A 20,069-nucleotide genomic window follows, 5' to 3' on the forward strand; every position below is an offset into this window, starting at 1 on the left:
CGCCGAACGCGTCCGACGCCGCCGCTGCGCCCGCCGAGGTACCCGCCGACGTGCCGCGCGCGCCCGGGCGCGCGACGTCGTCGGGCAGGGTGCGCGCGCCGCGCCGGGCGGGCAGGCCGAGGAACGTGCGGCTCACCGGGCACCCCCGCGCGTCGACGGACCGGCCCCGGCAGGGGCGGGTGTGTCCTTCGTGGACGCGAGGATCTCCGCGAGGTGCAGCGTGCGGACGCCCGCGCGGATGCGCGACAGTCCGCCGCCGATGTGCAGGAGGCACGACGCGTCGCCCGCGGTGAGGACCTCGGCGCCCGTCTCCTTCACGTGCGTCATCTTGTCGGCGAGCATCGCCGTCGAGGTCTCGGCGTTCTTCAGCGCGAAGGTGCCGCCGAACCCGCAGCACGCCTCCGCCGCGGGCAGCTCGACGAGGTCGATGCCCGCGACCGCGCGCAGGAGGCGCAGCGGCTTGTCGCCGACGTGGAGCATGCGCAGCGAGTGGCACGTCGGGTGGTAGGTGACGCGGTGCGGGAAGTAGGCGCCGACGTCGGTCACGCCGAGCACGTCGACGAGCAGCTCGGAGAGCTCGTACGTCTTCGCGGCGACCGCGTCGGCGGTGCGCGCGAGGTCGTCGAGACCGGCGCGCCGGCAGACCATGCCCTGCTGGTGCCGGACCGACCCTGTGCACGACCCCGACGGCACGACGATCGCGTCCCACTCGCCGTCGAGCACGGGGGAGAAGGCCTCGACGTGGTTGCGCACCACGGGGACCGCCTCGTCGAGGTACCCGGTGTTGACGTGCATCTGGCCGCAGCAGGCCTGGCGCTCGGGGAAGAACACCTCGTGCCCGAGGCGCTCGAGGAGGAGGGCGGTGGCGCGAGGTGCCTGCGGGAACATCACGTCGCCGAGGCAGGTCGCGGTGAGGGCTATGCGCATCAGGGCTCCGGGAGAGGGTGAGTCCGGTCCAGTCTCGCCGGGGCGCGTCCGTGCCGCCTGTCGAGACCCCCGCGGCGAGGCGCTGCGGTTGTGGTCGGACGACGTGGCTCTGCCGGCCCTGGTGCGGCACGGACGCCGGGGTGGCGGGACGGACGGTCCCACCACCCCGGCGGTCTCCGGTCAGGCCGAGCAGGTGGCCGTCGGGAGCGTGGTGTTGCCGTTCGAGTACAGCGTGATGCCGAAGGCGTCGCCGTTGCCGTTGGGTGTCGCGGTGAGGGTGCCGCTCGTGCCGGAGACGGCGGCGTTCCAGGAGTTCTGCAGGCTCTGGCCGGAGCCGGTGCGGATGGTCACGGTCCAGTCGGACGCGCCGGAGACCTGGAACGTGGTGTTGAAGCGGTCGCCCCAGGAGTCACCCCGCGTCACGGTCACGGTGCAGGTCTCGCCGCCGCCTCCCGAGCCCGACGAGCACGTGGCCGTCGGGAGCGTGGTGTTGCCGTTCGAGTACAGCGTGATGCCGAAGGCGTCGCCGTTCCCGTTCGGTGTCGCGGTGAGCGTGCCGCTCGTGCCGGTGACCGCGGCGTTCCAGGAGTTCTGCAGGCTCTGGCCGGAGCCGGTGCGGATGGTCACGGACCAGTCGGACGCGCCGGAGACCTGGAACGTGGTGTTGAAGCGGTCGCCCCAGGAGTCGCCCCGCGTCACGGTCACGGTGCAGGAGCCGCCCGGGTTCTCCCCCGGGCCGCCGGGCGTCCCGCCGCCGCTGTTGAGCTGGTCGAGCACGGCGGTGTAGGCGGCCTTCTTGTTCCCGTTGCCGTCGAACAGCAGCGGGGTGCCGGACGCGCGCCACGAGTCGGTGTCCCGCACGCCCCAGACGGTGATGCCGGTGCAGCGCGACACGGCCATGCACGCCTGGACGACGCCGCGGTACTGCTCCGCCTGCGACGAGCCGGAGCCCTCGATGTCGAGCTCGGTGATATGCACGTCGACGCCGAGGTCGGCGAAGTTCTGGAGGGTGGTGTGGTAGTTGCTCGGCACCGGGTTGCCCGAGTTGAAGTGGGCCTGGAAGCCGACGCAGTCGATCGGCACCCCCCGCGCCTTGAAGTCGCGGACCATGTTGTACACGGCCTGGGTCTTCGCGTGGCTCCAGTTGTCGGTGTTGTAGTCGTTGTAGCAGAGCTTGGCGCCGGGGTCGGCGGCGCGGGCCGCGCGGAACGCCGCCTCGATCCAGTCGTTGCCGGTGCGCTGCAGGTTCGAGTCGCGACGCGCGCCCGAGCTGCCGTCGGCGAACGCCTCGTTCACGACGTCCCACGCGTAGATCTTGCCGCGGTAGTGCGTCGCGACCTGCGTCACGTGGTTGAGCATCGCCTGGCGGAGCGCGGAGCCGGACATGTTCTGCATCCAGCCCGGCTGCTGCGAGTGCCAGGCGAGGGCGTGCCCGCGGACCTGCTTCCCCCGGCTCGTGGCCCAGTTGACGATCTGGTCGCCCTGGGAGTAGTTGAACTGGTTCTGCGACGGCTCCGTCGCGTCCATCTTCATCTCGTTCTCGGCCGTGATCGTGTCGAACTCGCGGTTCGCGATGGTCGAGTACGTCGAGTCGGACAGCCTGCCCGCCGCGAGGGCGGTGCCGAAGTAGCGGCCGGACTCGGCGGCCGCCGCCTCGAGGGTGGAGCCGGCAGCCTGCGCGGTGCCCGCGCCGACGCCGGTGGTGATGAGCACGGCAACGAGCGCGGCCAGGGCGGCCGACCTCCTGCCGTTCGTGCTGCGCAAGGGTAGTGCTCGGGTCATCGTCGATCCTCTTCCTCCCGGGTGGACCACCGTTGGCCCACCAGCGCGAACAACGTGCGCACGTGACGCTAGTCACACTGCGACAGGATGGCAATCGTTATCGATACCGTTTTACATGCTGGGACGGAGCACCGGCTTCTGGCTCGCTGGAAGCGGCTCGCCCCCTGCGGAGCCTCGTAGCGCGGCCCGGTCGACCCGAGCGTCGCGACGTCGACCCTCAGAGGGCCGATCTCGGACGCTCGGGTCGATCTCGCATCGCCTCGGCGAGCCCGGCCAGGCGGCGCTCCAGGAGGCGGCGGTCGCCCTCGCGGTCGACGAGCGCGAGGGCGCGACGCAGGTCGACGGCGGCCTCCGCGGGTCGGCCGGCGCGCTCGAGCAGCTCCGCGCGGACCGCGGGCAGCAGGTGGTACCCCGCGAGCGCGGGCTCGGCGGCGACGGCGTCGATCGCCGCGAGGCCGGCCTCCGCGCCGTGCACCTCGGCGACGGCGACCGCGCGGTTGAGCGCGACGACCGGCGAACCGGTGAGGTCGAGCAGCACGTCGTACAGGCCCAGGATCTGCGGCCAGTCGGTCGCCTCGGCGTCGGGGGCCTCGTCGTGCAGCGCCGCGACGGCGGCCTGCACCTGGTACGCCCCGGGCCGCCCGACGGCGAGCGCCGCGTCCAGCTCGGCCACTCCCTCCGCGATCTCGTCGTGCCGCCAGCGCGCGCGGTCCTGCTCCGCGAGGGTGCGCGTCGAGCCGTCGGGGCCGACGCGCTCGTCCCGGCGGGCGTGCTGGAGCAGCAGGAGGGCGAGCAGCCCGCGGGCCTCCGGCTCGTCGTCGAGCAGCCGTGCGGCCAGGCGCGCGAGCCGGACGGCGACGTCGGCGAGAGCACGCCGTTCGGCCGATCCCTCGACCACGTCGGAGGGCTCCGCCCAGGCGTCGTACCCCTCCGTGAAGAGCACGTACAGGACGGCCAGGACGCCGTCGACGCGCTCCGCCCGGAGCTCGGCGGGCGGCACCCGGAACGTCATCCCGGTCGCGTGGATGCGGCGCTTGGCCCGGACGAGGCGCTGCGCCATCGTCGCCTCGGGGACGAGGAACGCGCGCGCGACCTGGGCGGTCGTCATGCCGGTCAGCGACCGCAAGGTCAGGGCGACGCGAGCCTCGGCGGGCAGCGCCGGGTGGCAGCACGTGAACAGCAGCCGGAGGAGGTCGCCGTCGGGGTCGTCGAGGTCCCACCCGTCGTCGTCGAGGCCGACGGCGACCTGCTCGGCGACGGGGTCGCGGCCCCCGCTCCGGGAGCCGGCGTCGACACGCTCGCCCAGGCGGCCCGCGGCGGCGACCCGCTCGGCCTCGACCCGGCGCCGTCGCAGCACGTCGATGGCGTGCCGACGGGCCGTCGTCGTGAGCCAGGCGCCCGGCCGCTCGGGGACGCCGTCCCGGCCCCACGTGCGCAGCGCGGTCGCGAACGCGTCCTGCGCGGACTCCTCCGCCAGGTCGAGGTCGCCCGTGCTGCGCGCGACCGCGCCGAGGACGCGTCCCCACTCGGTGCGGAACGCGTCCTCGACGGCGCGGCGCGGGTCCGTCACGACCGTCAGGTCAGGACCCGTCGAGGTCCAGCGGCCACGCAGGGTGCAGCTCGATCGCCCCGCCGTACGCCATGGGGTGCTCGGACGCGATGGCGATCGCGGCGTCCAGGTCGGGCGCCTCGAGGACGTCGAACCCGGCGATCGTCTCCTTGGTCTCGGAGAACGGCCCGTCGGTGACGAGGACCTTGCCGCCGCGCACCCGGACGCCGACGGCGTCCTCCACGGGCCGCAGCCGGTCGCCCAGCACCGCGGCGCCGCTGCCGTAGTGGCGCCCGATCCACTCCTCGATCGGGGGTGCCGCCGCAGCCTCCTCGGGGCGCAGGTCGGGGTCGTGCGGCGTGCTGAGCACGAGCATGAGGTAACGCATCACAGGTCCTCCGCCCTCGTCGTCGCGGGCCGGCGGAGCGCCGTCGGCCCGTAGAGCACCACGTCGGCGGCGTCGATCCCGTCGCCCACGCTGCGCCGTCCGTCACGGTAGCGCGCGAGGTCCGGCGGCTGCTCCCGGTTCGCGGCGAGGATCGTCTCCAGAAAGGTCATCGTGCCTCCTCGGTCGTGCGGCCCGTGCGGCCGCTCACCAGGACGACGAACGACCGTCGCCGAGATCGACACCTCACGCGGACGAGTTCTCGGAGGGTTCTGCGGCGGGCGCTCTGCGCGAGATCGACCCGAGCGTCCGAGATCGACCCTCGGGAGGTCGATCTGAAGGCGGACGGGTCGATCTCGCGGGGGTGCGGTTCGGCGACAGGGTTCACGCGCCCAGCGGGGGGTAGGAGGCCCTCGGGAGGTGGTAGGCGAGGTCGACGGCGGTGTCGAGCGCCTCGTCGAGGTCGAGGCGGTGCTCGGCGACGAGGCGGGCGAGGTGGCCGGCGTCGATCCGGCGTGCGAGGTCGTGGCGGGCGGGGATGGAGCAGAACGCGCGCGTGTCGTCGACGAACCCGCTCGTGTTGTAGAAGCCCGCGGTGTCCGTCGCCGCCTCGCGGAAGCGGCGCATGCCGTCGGGGGTGTCGAGGAACCACCACGGGGCGCCGAGCCGCAGCGCCGGGTAGACCCCCGCGAGCGGGGCGAGCTCGCGCGAGAACGTGTCCTCGTCGACGGTGAACGCGACCATCCGGAAGCCTGGGTGGTGGCCGAACGCCTCGAGGACCGGACGCAGCGCGCGCACGTACTCGGTGCGCTCGGGGATGTCGTAGCCCCTGTCGGGACCGTACGCCTGCACGACGCCGGCGCAGTGGTCGCGCAGGACGCCGGGGTGGAGCTGCATCACGAGCCCGTCCTCGGCCGACATCGCAGCCATCTGGAAGAGCATGTGCGCCGAGAACGCCCGCGCCTCGGCCGCGGTGGCCTCGCCGCGCAGCGCGCGGTCGAGGACGCGGGCGGCGTCGGCGTCGTCGAGGGGCGTGGTGTCCGCGGTGCGGTGGCCGTGGTCGGTCGCGCGGGCGCCGGCCGCGACGAACGCGGCGCGGCGCGCGCGGAGCGCGTCGAGGTAGGACCGGTAGTCGACGACGTCCGTCCCCGCGGCCGCGCCGAGCTCGGCCACCTGGGCGGCCCAGTCGGCGCGGTCGACGTGCAGGAGCGGGTCGGGGCGGAACGTCGGCACGACGCGATCGCCCCAACCGTCCGCGGCGAGGCGCGCGTGGTCGGCGAGCGGGGACTGCGCGGGGTCGGTCGTCGCGAGGAGCTCGAGGCCGAACTGCTCGAAGAGCGCGCGCGGTCGGAACTCGGGTCGCGCGAGGCGGTCGACCAGGTGGTCGTAGAGCGCGTCGGCGGTCTGTGCCGACGGGCGCACCGGGGCGCCGAAGACCTCGACGAGCGCGTGCTCGGTCCAGTAGCGCGTCGGGGTGCCGCGGAACAGGTGCCAGCCCGCGCAGAACCGGCGCCAGATCTCGCGCGGGTCCGTCTCGGCGGGCGCGGTGCCGTCGGGAGCGCCGGGCACGGGCGCGACGCCGAGGTCCTGGACGCCGCGCACGCCCGGCGCGCCGTGCGGTGACGTGCTCTGCGCGACGAGCATGCGCACGAGGTAGTGGTCGGGCGTGACGAACAGCGCCGCTGGGTCGCCGAACGACGCGTCGTCGGCGAGCAGCGCGGCGTCGACGTGCCCGTGCATGGAGACGATCGGGAGGTCGCGCGTCGCCGCGTAGACCTCGCGGGCGAGCGGTCGGAGCACGGGGTCGGCGGGGAGCGCGCGGTCGGGGTGCAGGGACCACGGCGCCGTCGCGGTGGTCGGGTCCAGGTGGGCCGTGCTCGTCACGGGTTCCTCCAGAGGCATCGTTGCGAACGTTTGCATCGTACGCCACGGGATCTCTCGGAGCGAAAGCCGCGGGGCCGCTACAATCGTTCGCAGCCCCGAGTCTCCCCGCGGGGCCCCGAGCGCCGAGGAGGCAGCCGTGGTCACCGTCCGTGACGTCGCCCGCGAGAGCGGGGTGTCGATCTCCACGGTCTCCCGCGCCCTCGCCGAGCCCGAGCGCGTCGCCCCGGAGACGCGCGACCGCGTCGTCGCCGTCGCCCACCGCCTCGGGTACCGGCCCAACCGCGCCGCGAGCGGGCTGCGTGCCGGTCGCACCGGGGCCCTCGGGCTCGTCGTGCCCGACCTGGAGAACCCGTACTTCGCGTCTGTGACCAAGGGCGTGCAGGCGCGGGCGCGCCAGACGGGCCACGCCGTGTTCGTCGTCGACGCGGGGGAGGACCCCGCGCTCGAGACCGAGCTCGTGACCGGGCTGCGGTCCCAGACGGACGGGCTCGTGCTGTGCTCTCCGCGCGCCGCCGAGGCCGACCTGGACGCCGCGCGGGGGGTCCCCGTCGTCCTCGTCAACCTCCGGCACGACGGCGTGCCCTCCGTCTCCTCGGACGACGCGCACGGCGTCGTCCTCGCCGTCGAGCACCTGCGGGCGCTCGGGCACCGCCGCGTCGCGTACGTCGGCGGGCCCGACCGGTCGTGGTCCGACGCGCGCCGCCGCGCCGGGCTCGACGCCGTCCGCGAGCGCTACCCCGACGTCGAGACCGTCACCGTGGGGTCGTTCCGCCCCCGTGTCGAGGGCGGTCGTGCGGCCGCCGACCTCGTCGTCGCGTCGGGGGCGACGGCGGTCCTCGCCTACAACGACCTCGTCGCCCTCGGCCTCGTCGCGCGACTCCGGGAGCGCGGCGTCGACGTGCCGCGTGACCTCAGCGTCGTCGGGTTCGACGACACGTTCGTCGCGACCCTCGCGTCGCCCCCGCTCACCACGGTCCGCACCGACCTCGCGCGCCTCGGTGCCCGCGCCGTCGACCGCCTGGTCGCGGCGCTCGGCACGCGTCGCGGGGCCGTCGCCGACGCCGACGGGTCGCCGGAGCCCGCGACGGCGCCCGACGACGTCCTCCCCGTCGAGCTCATGGTGCGCGACTCCACGACCCTCGCCCCCGCGAGATAGAGCCTCCGGTCTCGGCGTAGAGCTCGCCGGGCTCTGCCTCGCGACGGGAGCCGCAATCTCGCGCGCCACCTGGGTTCCATGGCGCACGACCGAGCCGGGGCCGCCTCGCGCGCCGAGTGGCGCGCGGGACGGCCCCGGGACCGGAGCGGGCCGGTCAGCCGCAGGACGGCTGGCCGTGCTCCGGGGTCGCGACGGTCTCCCGCTCGTCGGAGGTGTCGGACGGACGGGCGGTGACGGTCACGGATCCGGCCGTCGGGTCCTCCACGCCCCGGACGGCGAACGACTGGTAGGCGTTCTTGCCAGGAGCGACGTCCGTGAACGTCTTGGACCCGTACGGCGTGTCGAGGACGACGTCCAGCGGGACGGTGTCCTCGTTGAGCGCGCGGACCGCGACGTACGGCGTGCCCGCGAGGCACCGGACCTCGGCGGTCGCGGTGATCGCGACCTCCTCCTGGCCGGGCTCCTCGACGCTGGAGAGGCGCTCGATCCAGATGTTGCGGAACCGGGGGTTGAGGCCGGGGTCGCCGTGGTCCTGGAGCTTGATGTACCCCGACGTCGGTCCCTCCGCCCGGCCGTTGCCGGTCTTGCCGGTGACGGCGACGTCGTCGTGCACGACCTGCCCGTTCCACACGAGCGTGAGCCGCGCGTCCTCGGTCTTCGTGCCGTCGGGGCCGAAGCGGGCTCCGCGGAACGTGATGTCGTACGTCTGCCACGTGCCCATCGGCGTCGCCGCGTTCACGTCGGGAGCCCTCTGGAGGTAGATCGCCCCGGCGTGGTCGTTCCGCGGCGGGTCGATGCCGAAGGACTCGAGAACCTGCACCTCGTACCGCTCCTGGATGTAGACGCCGCTGTTGCCGCGCGCCTGGCCCGTGACGTCGGGCGCGTGCTCGGGCTGGTACCACTCGACGTGCATCCGGAAGTCGTCGAACTTCTCCTTGGTGCGGATGTCGCCGCCGAACGACTCGACGGAGCCGTCGGCGATCGGCCACGTCGCGGGACCGCCGCCGTTGACGGCCGCCCACTGGTCGAGGTCGTCGCCGTCGAACAGCGTGATGCGCTCGGTCGGGGTGACGGTGAGGCTGTCGAGGTTGACGTGCCCGATGTCGTCGTCGTCGTGCCGGATCGTGATGGTGTTGGCGCCCGCGCGCAGCGGCACGGTCTCGACCTGGGTCGCCCAGGTGGACCACGCCACGGTGCTGTCGAACCAGACCTGCTTGAGCTTCTCGCCGTTGACGTAGAGGCTCAGGTTCCTCGGCAGCGGCGCGGGGTCGCTGTTCTGGCCGTTGGCGTAGCGGATCGCGAGGTCGTGCAGGCCGGCCTCCTCGGTGCGGACGGCGAACGTCGTCTGGGCGCCCGGCTCCCAGTTGCGGTCGACGAACCCGGAGCCCGAGTAGCCGGCGTGGTTGCTGTTCCACCCGGCGCCGCCGCTGATGTCCGCGGCCTCGGCCTCGTAGACCGGCGGGGCGACGGAGCCGTCGGGCAGGCGGGTGAGGGTGTACCAGGCCTCGGTGCTCCACAGCTCCTGGCCGGTCTCGGACGCGAAGGGGCGCGGGGAGTGGACGTTCACGACCCGCCCGGGCTTCAGCCCGTCGATCTGGAGCGTGACGGTCTTGCGGTCCTCCGACACGGTCGCGGAGGCGACGTCGAGGTCCTCCTCGTCGACCTTCGGGCCGCCGTACTGCGGGGTCGCGACGTAGCGCCACTGCGCGGCGGTGTACTTCGACGCGAGGTCCTGCGCCGTCTCCTCGGAGAGCGGCTGCGTGTACTCGATCTCGAACCCGCCCTCGACGGCGCGCATCGCGAGCATGTCGAACGCGTCGTTGCCGTCGTACGTGAGCTTCTGCAGCCCGTACGAGAGCTTGCCCGCCTGGCCCCAGTTGCCCGACCAGCCGATGCCGCCGACGTAGATCGCGCCGTCGGGGCCGACGCTCGTCCGGCTGACGCCCGACTCGAGGCCCTGCGTCATGCGGAAGACGGCGCCCTGCTCCTGGCCCGCGACGTCCTCGAGGTAGGCGCGCTGCAGGCCCCCGTACGTCACGTCGCCGATCGCGAGCTGCCCGGCGAACACGCCCTCGGTGAGCACGACCGGGTTGCTCGGCGAGTTCGAGATCTCGCTGTGCGGCATCCACAGGACCGGCTCGGTGACGGGCTGGTCGTCGTAGGGGCCGTCGGGGTTGGTGAAGTGGTTGTAGAACGCGCCCTCCTCGACGCGCACCAGCTTGGACGTCGGGATGCGGACGCCCTGGTTGTCGGTGACGTACATCGCGCCGTCGGTGCCCCAGCCCAGCCCGTTCGGGGTGCGCAGGCCGCCCGCGACGTACTCGACCTCGCCGGTCTCCTTGCTGATCTTCATGACCGAGCCGCGGTTCTCCGCGAGCTGCGGGTCGAGCGAGTTGCCGCCCGGCACCATGGCGATGCCGGTGGTGACGTAGAAGTAGCCGTCCTCGTAGAGGAGACCGAACGCGAACTCGTGGTAGTTGCCGCCGAACGGCCAGGTCGCGAACGTGTCGTACTCGTCGGCGACCTCGTCGCCGTCGGTGTCGACGAGCGCCGTGAGGCCGTCCTTCTCGGACACGTAGATCGTGCCGTCGACATACTTGAGGCCCATCGGCTCCGTCAGGCCCTCGGCGACCTTCGTGTAGGTCACGTCGTCCGCGCCGGTGTCGCCCTGGACGTGGTCGATCAGGTAGACCTCGCCGCGCTGCGTGAGCCGGTCGCCGCCCCACGTGGAGATGGCCAGACGGCCGTCGGGCAGCCAGTCCATGCCCGTCACCTGCGGCTGGAAGCCCTCGGGGCGCAGGTCGGTGAGCGTGTAGTCGGGGTGCACCTCGGTGAGCGGCAGGCCGTCGCCCGGTGCCTCGGTGATGCCCTCGCACTCCTTGCGGCCGGGCGACGTGACGCGCGTGACGTCGGCGTCGGTGCTCAGCACGGAGTTCGGGACGAGCACGTAGCCCGAGGCGCCCGGCGGCCGCCACTCGAGCTTGAGCCGCTGGTCGAACTCGCCGTCGAAGTGGTCGATGCGCAGCGCGCGGTAGCCCGCGTCGAGCTGGATCGACCCCTCCTTGGACGTCGCGCCGTGACGGCCCGGGTGGTCGACGACGAGCTCGTCGTCGAGCAGCAGTCGCGCGCCGTCGTCGTTCGTGATCCGGAAGTCGTACGTGCCGGCCTCGGGGACGTTCAGGTACCCCGTCACCTCGGTGACGAACTTGTCCGTGAGGCCGAAGTCGGCCGCCGTGGTCCAGTCGATGGTCGGCATGATCTTGTCGACGTTGGGCGTCTGCCCGGGCTTGAGCGTGCAGTAGTCGTCGAGGATGACCTGGACGTCGAAGACGCGCAGGGTCACGCCGGGCTCCTGCGGGCGGATGTCCGCCTGCGTCGCGGCGGGTGCCACGGCGGGTGCGGCGGTCGGCACCGCGGCCTGGGCCGTGAGGACGCCGGACGGCACGGCCAGGGCGGCGAGCGCGGCCACGAGGGCACGCCGTCTTCTGCGGCGGGGCCGGGGCGTGCCGTGCGGGGGTGGTGCGTCGGTCGAGGGGTGTTCCATCAGCCTGCCTCTCCGTCGAGGACCGTGCGTCGGACTGCGCACAGGGCGCGCATCGGTGCGCTGTGCCGTCACTATCCGGGCGCGCACGACGTCCGGGCAACGAGTTGCCACTTGTTGCCCGGCCCGGCGGCGACCGCGCCGCGGGCGGGTGCGGTCAGGCCGGGCGGCCGGTCGAGCCGCGCTCGACGAGCTTCGCCGGGAGCAGCGTCGGCCCGGCGGCCGGCGCGGGCGACGTGCGGAGCTGGGCCAGGAGCCGCTGGACCGCGAACGACCCGAAGTGGCGCAGCGGTGCGGCGACGGTCGTGAGCGGCGGGGTGCAGAAGTCCGAGCCGAAGATGTTGTCGAACCCGACGATGCTCAGGTCGCGCGGCACCTCGACCCCGAGCCGGCGCAGGCCGCGCATCGCGCCGATCGCGATGAGGTCATTGTACGCGACGGCCGCCGTGGCGGGGTGCTTGACGAGCGACTTGGCCGCGGAGAGCCCGCCGGCGAGGGTCGGCGCGAACGGGCCGATCCGCCGCGCCTGGACGTCGGTCTCGCGTGTCGCCTCGCGGAACGCGCGCCAGCGCATCCCGTCGGCCCACGACGCCTCCGGCCCTGCGACGTAGGCGAGGCTCGTGTGCCCGAGCCCGGCCAGGTGCTCGACGGCGCTGCGCATGCCCTGGGCGTTGTCCGTCAGGACGCTCGGGACGTCGGTCATGTGCCGGTTCATGACGACGGTGGGCCGCTGCTTCGCGGCGACCCGGATCGAGGAGTCCGAGAGCCGGGAGGTCGCGAGGATCAGTCCCTCCACGAGGGGCAGCGTGCGGTCGAGCGCGCGGCGCTCCGCCTCGTCGGACTCGTGGGCGTCGACCATGAGCAGCGTGTACCCGGCGTCGCGGGCCGTCTTCTCCGCGCCGCGGATGATCTCGAAGAAGAAGGGGTTGGTCACGTCGGCCACGACGATCGCGAGCAGCGAGGTCCGGCCGCTCGGCAGGCCGCGGGCCAGCGGGTTCGTCCGGTACCCGAGCTCGTTGGCGACCTGGCGGATCCGCTCCGCGGTCTGCGCGTTGACGCGGCCGGGACGCGAGAACGTTCGCGACACGGTCGAGGGGGCGACGCCGGCCGCCTGGGCGACGTCGTAGATCGTCGGGCTGGCACCATTGCCGGCTGAGGTCATGCGGTCGGACTGTAACGGGCGTGACAGCGCCGGACAACAACCGGTTGTCACCCTCGTGTCGCGGCCGTGCCCGTGACCAGCCGATACGCACGCCGTGGCCGCCTCGTGCCCGCCCCTCGCGCCGCACCGACCGCAGGTCTCGTGGCAACCCACGGCAACCGACGGCAACTCCTTGACGGGCCCCGAACGGCATCCTCCAATGGCTCCGTGATCTCGCGTGCGAACGCATCCCTGCGCCCGACGACGGCACGTCGGCGGCCTGGACCTCGACCCTCCGGTGCCGTTGCGGTCGTGCCCGCCGGACGGCGTCGATGAGCCGCACCGATCAGGCGCCGTCGGTCGACCTCGCCGTCGACCGCGCCCGCGACGGCGAGGCCGCCGTCCAGGTCGAGGCGGCCGAGAGCGAGCTGCGCCGCCTCGGCCTGGAGGACCTGCGGGTCCACCACCACGGCGACCTCGCCCGGGTCGAGGCTCCCCACACGGAGCTGCCGGTCGTGGCGGCCGAGCCCTTGCGCGGGGAGGTCCTGCGGGCCGTCCGGTCGGCGGGCTTCCGGCTCGTCGCGCTCGACCTCGGCACCCCGGCGGACCCCGGCACCTGACGCGCCGGCGCGCCCTCCGCGCGCCCTGCCCGGACCGCCACCGACGCGGCCGGGCAGCCGTCGACGGCCCCGTCACGGAACCGTCGCCGGGTGTCGCCCGGCGACGCCGACCGATGGCAACCGACGGCAACCACCCCTTCCGCGCGCCTCGTGCCCGCGCACGACCCGGCACCCGCGGTCCGGTGCGCCTGGTGCCGCGGTCGCTCGTCCAGCGCTGTCAGGTGCAACAAATGGCAACTCGTTGTCCGTGCCATGGCCCGCACCTACTGTCCATGCCAGGCGCACGGAGAACGAGCTCCGTGCGCAGGACCTCGACCACCGTCCCGTACGACCCCGCGTCCTCGCCTCACCGGCCCCGCGCCGCCCTCCGCACGAGCCCCTCCCCGGGCCGGAGGCTGCGCCCCGGTGGCCGCACGGTGCCGGCCGCGTCGTCGCCCGGGAGCCACCAGCAGAAGGGAGGGCGGCACGATGTGGACGCTCTCGGGCTTCGCCGACGAGATATCGCCCGACGTCGAGACGCAGTGCGTCGTCGCCTCCGAGCTCGGGCTGGGGTTCGTCGAGCTCCGCAGCGCGTGGGGGACCAACGTGCTCGACCTCGACGACGACCAGCGCGAGCGCGTCGCGAGCCTCCTGCGCACGCACGACCTCCGCGTCTCCAGCATCGGGTCTCCCGTCGGCAAGATCTTCGTCGACGAGGACTTCGAGCCCCACCTCGACCGGATGCGGCACGCCGCCCGCGTCGCACGGGAGCTCGAGGCCCCGTACGTGCGCGTGTTCTCGTTCTTCGTCCGCCCCGGGACCGACCCGGCGTCGTGGCGCGACGTCGTCCTGCGCCGGATGGCGGCGCTCGCCGAGGTGGCGCGCGCGGCCGGCGTCGTGCTGGTCCACGAGAACGAGAAGGACATCTACGGGGACGTGCCCGAGCGCTGCCTGGACGTCGTGGAGTCGGTGGGCTCGCCGCACCTGGCGCTCGCGTGGGACTCGGCGAACTTCGTCCAGGTGGGCGTGCGGCCCTTCACCGACGGCTACGCGCTGCTGCGCCCGTACCTGGAGTACGTCCAGGTGAAGGACGCGCTCGCGGCGACGGGCGCCGTCGTGCCCGCCGGGCGCGGTGACGGTGAGGTCCCGGAGACCGTGCGGGCCCTGCGCGACGACGGCTTCGACGGGTTCTTCTCGCTCGAGCCGCACCTGAGCGACGCCCACAGCCTCGGCGGGTTCTCCGGGCCGGAGCTGTTCACCGAGGCCTGGGAGGCGTTCACCACGATCCTCGACGCCGAGGCGGTGCCCTTCCGATGACCGACGCTCCCCGCCCGGGCACCCCACCCACGACCAGGACCACGACCATGGAGGACCGCACGATGACGACTGCCCAGGAAGTGCGACCGGCCAGCCAGGAGGCGCGCCCGCCCGTCGGGGCGGCCCGGCGCCCCGGCCCGCGCACGCGCGGCACGACGTCGGCCGGCAGCCGGGTGGCGGCGGTCGCCTCGGCGGCCTGGCGCCCCGCGCTGGTGCTGCTCGCGCTGTTCGCCGTGTGGTGGTTCGTCGCGTGGCGCGAGCTCGTGCCGGCGTACCTGGTCCCGTCGCCGGGAGCCGTCTGGGACACGATGGTCGAGGACTGGGCCATGCTCGCCGAGCACACCTGGGTGACCACGATGGAGACGGTCGTCGGGTTCGTGCTCGCCTCCGTGATCGGCGTCGCGACGGCGGTCCTGCTCGTCTACTCGCCGACGGCCGAGAAGTCGCTGTACCCGCTCATCCTCTTCGCCCAGGTGATCCCCAAGATCGCGATCGCTCCGATCCTCGTGGTCTGGTTCGGGTTCGGCGCCGCCCCCAAGATCATCCTCGCGGTGCTCATCGCGTTCTTCCCGGTCGTGGTCTCGGCCGTCGCCGGGCTGCGGTCGATCGACCCGGAGCTGCTGGAGATGTCGGCGACCATGGGCGCGTCGCGCTGGAAGACCTTCCGCAAGATCCGCTTCCCGGGGTCGCTGCCCCAGCTCATGTCCGGGCTCAAGGTCGCCGTCACGCTCGCGGTCGTGGGGGCGGTCGTCGGCGAGTTCGTCGGCGCCGACCGCGGCCTCGGGTACGTGCTGCTCCTCGCGAGCGGCAACCTCGACGCGCCGCTCCTGTTCGCCGACCTCATCCTCATGTCGCTCATCGGCGTCGTGCTGTTCCTCCTCGTCGAGCTGCTGGAGCGGCTCCTCATCCCGTGGCACGCGTCGCGGCGCGGGAACCTCGTCCTCGCGTCCTCCTGACACGCCCCTGACCCACCCCAGAGTTCGCCGCCTCGACGACGAGGCGGCGCGAGCAGAAGGAGTCTTCCCATGCGTGGTGCACGTCTGACAGTCTCGCTGGCCGCGGCCGGCGTCGTGGTGGCGGGGACGGCGGCCTGCGGGCAGTCGGCCGACCCGTCCGGGCCCGCGGAGGGCGAGGGCGGCCTCACCGAGGTCACCGTCACCCTCAACTGGGTGCCCTACGGCGAGCACGCGCCGTTCTATTACGGCGTCGAGCAGGGCATCTTCGAGGAGGAGGGCATCGACCTCACGATCCAGCCGGGCAACGGGTCGGGGAACACGGTCCAGCAGGTCGCGCAGCGCAACACCGACTTCGGCTGGGCCGACACGCCACCGCTCGCGAACGCCATCAGCTCGGGCATGCCGGTGCGCAGCGTGGGCGTGTTCCTCCAGACCGGGCCCAGCTCGGTCGAGTTCTTCGCCGACCAGGGCATCACCGAGCCCGCCGACCTGGTGGGCAAGACGGTCGGGGGCACGCCGGGCGACGCGATGTACGGGACGTTCCCGGCCTGGCTGGAGCTCAACGGCGTCGACCCGGCCGACGTGACCGTGGTCAACGTCGACGCCGCGGGCAAGATCGCCGCGCTCATCGAGGGCAAGGTCGACGCGATCCAGGGGTTCCACCACGACCAGGCGCCGACGATCGAGAACCAGACCGGCGAGGAGGTCGACGCGCTGCCCTTCGCGGACTTCGGCATGAACCTGCTCGGTACCGGCCTGGTGGCCAACGAGAAGCTCATCGCGGACGACCCGGAGCTCGTCGAGGCGATGGTGCGCGCGACGTCGCGGGCGTTCCTCGCGGCGTCCGAGGACCCGGACGCGGCGGTCGCGGCCATGGCCGCGGGCGCCGAGCAGGCGCCCGACGAGGCGGTGCTGGCGGCCCAGCTCGCCGCGACGATCGACCTGCTGAACCTCGAGGACGCCCCCGCCCCCGGCGTGAACACCGAGGAGCAGTGGACGGACACCCTGACGTTCCTGTCTGAGAACACGGACTTCGACGGCGGCACGACCCCGACCGACTTCTGGGACGGCGCGTTCGGGGCGGACCTGTGACCGCGACCGAGCTCACCGCCCCCGTCGACGCGGTCGGCGCCGACCCCATCATCGAGGTCCGCGACCTCACGATGCGCTTCACGTCGAAGCGGTCCGAGACCGTGGCGCTCGACGACGTCTCCCTGAGCGTCCAGCCGGGCGAGTTCGTCACGATCGTCGGGCCGTCCGGCTGCGGCAAGTCGACGCTGCTGAAGATCGTCGCGGGCCTCACGGCCTACACCGAGGGCGAGGTGCGCCTGTACGGGCAGCCCGTCACGCGCCCGCAGCGCGAGATCGGGTTCGCGTTCCAGCGCTCGGCGCTGCTGGAGTGGCGCGGGGTGCGCAAGAACATCCTGCTCCAGGCGGAGATGCGGGGCATGGACAAGCGCCGGGCGCAGGAGCGTGCGGACGCGCTCATCGCCCTGACCGGGCTCACGGGCTTCGAGAAGGCGCTGCCGCACGAGCTGTCCGGCGGCATGCAGCAGCGCGTCGCGCTGTGCCGGGCCCTGCTGCACGAGCCGCGCGTCCTGCTCATGGACGAGCCGTTCGGCGCGCTCGACGCGCTCACGCGCGAGCAGATGAACATCGAGATGAACCGCATCTGGCGCGAGACCGGCACGACCATCGTGCTCGTCACGCACTCGGTGCCCGAGGCGGTGTTCCTCGGGAGCCGGATCGTCGTCATGAGCCCGCGCCCCGGACGGATCGTCGAGACCCTCGAGCCCGGCCTGCCCGACGAGCGCGACTACGGCACGACGCTCGTCGACCCCCGGTTCACGGGTGCCGCCGAGCGGCTGCGCGACCTGCTCGGCGCCAGCCACGTCGCCGAGTGAGCGCGTCCGTGCGGTCGGCTCCGGAGGACGCCGGACCCGTCGTCGGCGTCGGGATCGTCGGGATGGGCAGCATCGGCGTGCTGCACGCGCGGGCGCTGCGTGATCTGGCGCCGCGGGCGCGGCTCGTCGCGTACTCCGGGGGCGCGGTGCTCGACGACGACGTGACGCCGGCCGGACCGGCGGCGCACGTGGCGCCGGACGAGGTGGTCCGCCACGAGGGCGTCGACGTCGTGGCGATCTGCACGCCGAGCGGGAGCCACGCGCGCCTCGCGCTCGCGGCGCTCGCGGCAGGCAGGCACGTCGTCGTGGAGAAGCCGCTCGCGGTGACCGTCGAGGACGCCCTCCGCGTCGAGCGGGAGGCGCGCGAGCGGGGCCTGGTCGTCTCGATGGTCTCGCAGCGCCGCTTCGAGCCCCCGCACCAGGCGCTCCGGCGCGCGCTCGACGACGGCGCCCTCGGGGAGCTGCGCCTCGTCGCGACGCACGTGCCCTGGTACCGCGACGACGACTACTACGCCGCGGCGCGGTGGCGGTCGTCCACGGCGGAGGGCGGCGGGTCGCTCATGAACCAGGGCGTGCACAACGTCGACCTCCTGCGCTGGCTGTGCGGGCCGGTCGAGTCGGTCACCGCGCAGGCCGGGACGCTCGCGCGCGGGGGAGTGCTCGGCGAGGCCCCGGGGGACCTCGCCGAGGACACGACAGTGGCGACGCTGCGCCTCGCGTCGGGCGCGCTCGGCGTCGTCACGACGACGACGGCCACGCCCCCGGGCTTCCCCGCGACCCTCGCTCTCCACGGGTCGCGCGGGTCGGTGGAGCTCGCGCAGGACGAGGTCCTCCGGTGGGACGTGCCGGGCGTCCCGGCGCCCACGTCGGGATCCTCGGCGGGCGGCGCGGCCGACCCGCTCGCGATCGGGCACGCCGGCCACCGCGTGCAGTGGGAGCGGGTGCTCGCGGCCCTGGACGGCACGGCACCGCCACCGGTCGACGCCGCCGACGCCGTGGAGACCGTCCGGCTCCTCTGCGCGATCCGCGAGGCTGCCGCGACCGGGCGGGTCGTCCGCCCGGCCGACCTCGCGGGGCCCAGAGCGCCCACGCCGGTGCGGTGACGCCGTCGGCACGCGAGCCGTCGTGCGACCCTACTGCGAACGTTTGCAGGCACCTGCACGTTAAGACCTCCGTACCCAGATTCGCCGTAACTACAATCGTTCGCATTCCCTGCTCGCCGGGGCTCGTCCCCGGTCCGACCATCCGGTGACACCGTCGCCGACCCGAGACCCCGCTGGAGGCCGCGTGACAGCCCCGACCGACGTCCCGAGCCGACCCGGCCCGACGTCGTCCGCTGCGACGCCGGCGGACGCCGCGCGATCGGCGCGAGCGCGTCTGCGCCGCGCCGCCCGTCCCGCGTTCCCGCCGGCGCCCGTCCTCCCGACGCAGGTCGGGATCGTCCACCTCGGGATCGGCGCCTTCCACCGTGCGCACCAGGCGGTCGTCACCGAGGACGCCGCGCGCGCCACGGGCGAGACCTGCTGGGGCATCCTCGGCGTGACGCAGCGCTCCGCGTCGGTCCGCGACCAGCTCCGACCGCAGGACGGGGTCTACACCGTGCTGACCGTCGGGCCCGACGGCGCGTCCCCGCGCGTGGTGGGGTCGGTGACCGACGTCGCGTGGCCGGCCGAGGAGACGCCGCGCGTCCTCGCGGCGCTCGCCGCACCGACGACGCACGTCGTGACGCTCACGGTCACCGAGAAGGGGTACGCGCGCCGGGCCGACGGTCACCTCGACGTCGACGCGGTCGCGGGCGACCTCGAGGTGCTGCGCCGCGAGGAGGCGGCGACGAGCTCTCCGGGCGGGGGCGTGGCGGGCGCGGGCGTCCCGGGCGACGCCGCGGGGGAGGACGCCCACGGCGTCGCGGCGACCAGCGCCGTCGGGCTCCTCGTGCGCGGGCTCGCGGCGCGGCGTCGGGCCGGGGGAGCGCCCCTGACCGTGCTGAGCTGCGACAACCTCGCCGACAACGGGCACGTGCTCGCCCGGCTCGTGGGCGAGGCGGTCGACGCCGCACTCCCGGGCGCCGAGGGAGATGCGCTGCGCGCCTGGCTCGCCGCGTCGGTGACCTTCCCGTGCAGCATGGTCGACCGCATCGTGCCGGCCACGACGCCCGCGCAGCGCGACGAGGTCGAGACGCTGCTCGGCGCGCGCGACGAGGGCCTGGTCGTGGCGGAACCGTTCCTCCAGTGGGTGATCGAGGACCGCTTCGCCGGGCCGCGCCCCGCGTGGGAGCGAGGCGGGGCGACGCTCACGAGCGACGTCGCGCCCTACGAGCGCGCGAAGCTGCGCCTGCTCAACGGGGCGCACTCCTACCTCGCGTACGCGGGGTCGCTCGCGGGGCACGCCACGATCGCCGAGGCGGTCGCCGACCCGGCGCTCGCCGCGGGTGCCCGGGCCCTGCAGGCCGACGCGCTCGCGACGGTGGACGCGCCGGACGGCGTCGACCTCGCCGCGTACGCGCAGACGCTGCTCGACCGGTTCGCCAACCCCGCGACGGGGCACACGACGCGGCAGGTCGCGGCGGACGGCACGCAGAAGATCCCGTTCCGCTGGGGCGCGACGCTCGCCGACCTCCTCGCGGCGCGCCCGGACGCCCCGGTGCCGCGGGGCGTCGTGGCGGCGCTCGCCGCGTGGGCCGGGTACGTCGTCGCGGAGGTGCGCGCGGGCCGCACGGTGGACGACCCGCGCGGCGACGAGCTGGGCGCGGTGGTCGCGGGCGCGCCCGACGACGCGGCGGCCGTCCGTGCGCTCGTCCGCCTCCCCGGCCTGCTGCCCGGGGTCCCGGACGCGCGCCTGGACGAGATCGCCGACGGGGCCGTCGCCGCGGCCGTCGGCGCGAGCACGACCGGCACGACCGGCACGACGAACGAGGAGGCTGCGCCGTGA

The 20,069-nt window shown here is 74.1% G+C and carries 16 protein-coding genes; 8 read left to right on the plus strand and 8 right to left on the minus strand.

The features are described from left to right. Positions 1-132 precede the first annotated feature (132 nt). The 6 genes from ACTJIY_RS07135 to uxaC all read right to left on the minus strand — a co-directional run bounded on the left by ACTJIY_RS07135 (position 133) and on the right by uxaC (position 6,527). Entirely contained in the window at positions 133-927 is a 795-nt protein-coding gene (locus ACTJIY_RS07135) for a (Fe-S)-binding protein (protein ID WP_440673992.1), read from the minus strand. A gap of 180 nt (positions 928-1,107) precedes the next feature. Beyond that, complete coding sequence (locus tag ACTJIY_RS07140) at positions 1,108-2,709, minus strand: endo-1,4-beta-xylanase (RefSeq protein WP_440673993.1); 1,602 nt, start codon at positions 2,707-2,709, stop codon at positions 1,108-1,110. A gap of 217 nt (positions 2,710-2,926) precedes the next feature. Continuing rightward, entirely contained in the window at positions 2,927-4,279 is a 1,353-nt protein-coding gene (locus ACTJIY_RS07145) for an RNA polymerase sigma factor (protein WP_440673994.1), read from the minus strand. Between the two features lie 10 nt (positions 4,280-4,289). After that, entirely contained in the window at positions 4,290-4,646 is a 357-nt protein-coding gene (locus ACTJIY_RS07150; protein WP_440673995.1) for a YciI family protein, read from the minus strand. Beyond that, positions 4,646-4,816: a hypothetical protein gene (locus ACTJIY_RS07155; RefSeq protein ID WP_440673996.1), complete on the minus strand. Its 171-nt coding sequence runs from the start codon at positions 4,814-4,816 to the stop codon at positions 4,646-4,648. The genes ACTJIY_RS07150 and ACTJIY_RS07155 overlap by 1 nt, the downstream gene beginning before the upstream one ends. Before the next feature lie 211 nt (positions 4,817-5,027). After that, entirely contained in the window at positions 5,028-6,527 is a 1,500-nt protein-coding gene (uxaC, locus tag ACTJIY_RS07160) for a glucuronate isomerase (RefSeq protein WP_440673997.1), read from the minus strand. A 136-nt stretch (positions 6,528-6,663) separates the two neighbouring features. On the opposite strand from uxaC, the gene ACTJIY_RS07165 reads away from it, so the two are divergent. Beyond that, on the plus strand, positions 6,664-7,683 hold the full coding sequence (locus ACTJIY_RS07165) for a LacI family DNA-binding transcriptional regulator (RefSeq protein WP_253054960.1): 1,020 nt from the start codon (positions 6,664-6,666) through the stop codon (positions 7,681-7,683). Between the two features lie 154 nt (positions 7,684-7,837). Here the strand turns inward: ACTJIY_RS07165 and ACTJIY_RS07170 are convergent, their stop codons facing one another. Next, positions 7,838-11,227 (minus strand): family 16 glycoside hydrolase, encoded by a 3,390-nt coding sequence (locus ACTJIY_RS07170; protein ID WP_440673998.1) that lies wholly within the window; start codon positions 11,225-11,227, stop codon positions 7,838-7,840. A gap of 154 nt (positions 11,228-11,381) precedes the next feature. After that, the gene (locus ACTJIY_RS07175; RefSeq protein ID WP_253054962.1) at positions 11,382-12,386 is read right to left on the minus strand and encodes a LacI family DNA-binding transcriptional regulator; all 1,005 of its coding nucleotides are present in this window, start codon (positions 12,384-12,386) and stop codon (positions 11,382-11,384) included. Between the two features lie 311 nt (positions 12,387-12,697). Between ACTJIY_RS07175 and ACTJIY_RS07180 the strand changes: the two genes are divergently transcribed. The 7 genes from ACTJIY_RS07180 to ACTJIY_RS07210 all read left to right on the plus strand — a co-directional run bounded on the left by ACTJIY_RS07180 (position 12,698) and on the right by ACTJIY_RS07210 (position 20,069). Beyond that, positions 12,698-12,985, plus strand: coding sequence for a hypothetical protein (locus tag ACTJIY_RS07180; RefSeq protein WP_253054963.1), 288 nt, complete (start codon positions 12,698-12,700; stop codon positions 12,983-12,985). 468 nt (positions 12,986-13,453) lie between these two features. Then, on the plus strand, positions 13,454-14,281 hold the full coding sequence (locus ACTJIY_RS07185; RefSeq protein ID WP_440673999.1) for a sugar phosphate isomerase/epimerase family protein: 828 nt from the start codon (positions 13,454-13,456) through the stop codon (positions 14,279-14,281). 62 nt (positions 14,282-14,343) lie between these two features. Continuing rightward, on the plus strand, positions 14,344-15,237 hold the full coding sequence (locus tag ACTJIY_RS07190) for an ABC transporter permease (RefSeq protein WP_253054965.1): 894 nt from the start codon (positions 14,344-14,346) through the stop codon (positions 15,235-15,237). A gap of 69 nt (positions 15,238-15,306) precedes the next feature. Next, positions 15,307-16,329 (plus strand): ABC transporter substrate-binding protein, encoded by a 1,023-nt coding sequence (locus ACTJIY_RS07195; protein WP_439159304.1) that lies wholly within the window; start codon positions 15,307-15,309, stop codon positions 16,327-16,329. Beyond that, positions 16,326-17,141, plus strand: coding sequence for an ABC transporter ATP-binding protein (locus ACTJIY_RS07200; protein WP_253054967.1), 816 nt, complete (start codon positions 16,326-16,328; stop codon positions 17,139-17,141). Before ACTJIY_RS07195 ends, ACTJIY_RS07200 begins: the two co-directional genes overlap by 4 nt. Continuing rightward, on the plus strand, positions 17,138-18,244 hold the full coding sequence (locus tag ACTJIY_RS07205; RefSeq protein ID WP_439159305.1) for a Gfo/Idh/MocA family protein: 1,107 nt from the start codon (positions 17,138-17,140) through the stop codon (positions 18,242-18,244). Before ACTJIY_RS07200 ends, ACTJIY_RS07205 begins: the two co-directional genes overlap by 4 nt. Before the next feature lie 184 nt (positions 18,245-18,428). After that, positions 18,429-20,069 (plus strand): mannitol dehydrogenase family protein, encoded by a 1,641-nt coding sequence (locus tag ACTJIY_RS07210; RefSeq protein ID WP_439159306.1) that lies wholly within the window; start codon positions 18,429-18,431, stop codon positions 20,067-20,069.

This window comes from Cellulosimicrobium sp. 22598 (assembly GCF_052044445.1).
Lineage (GTDB): Bacteria > Actinomycetota > Actinomycetes > Actinomycetales > Cellulomonadaceae > Cellulosimicrobium > Cellulosimicrobium cellulans_G.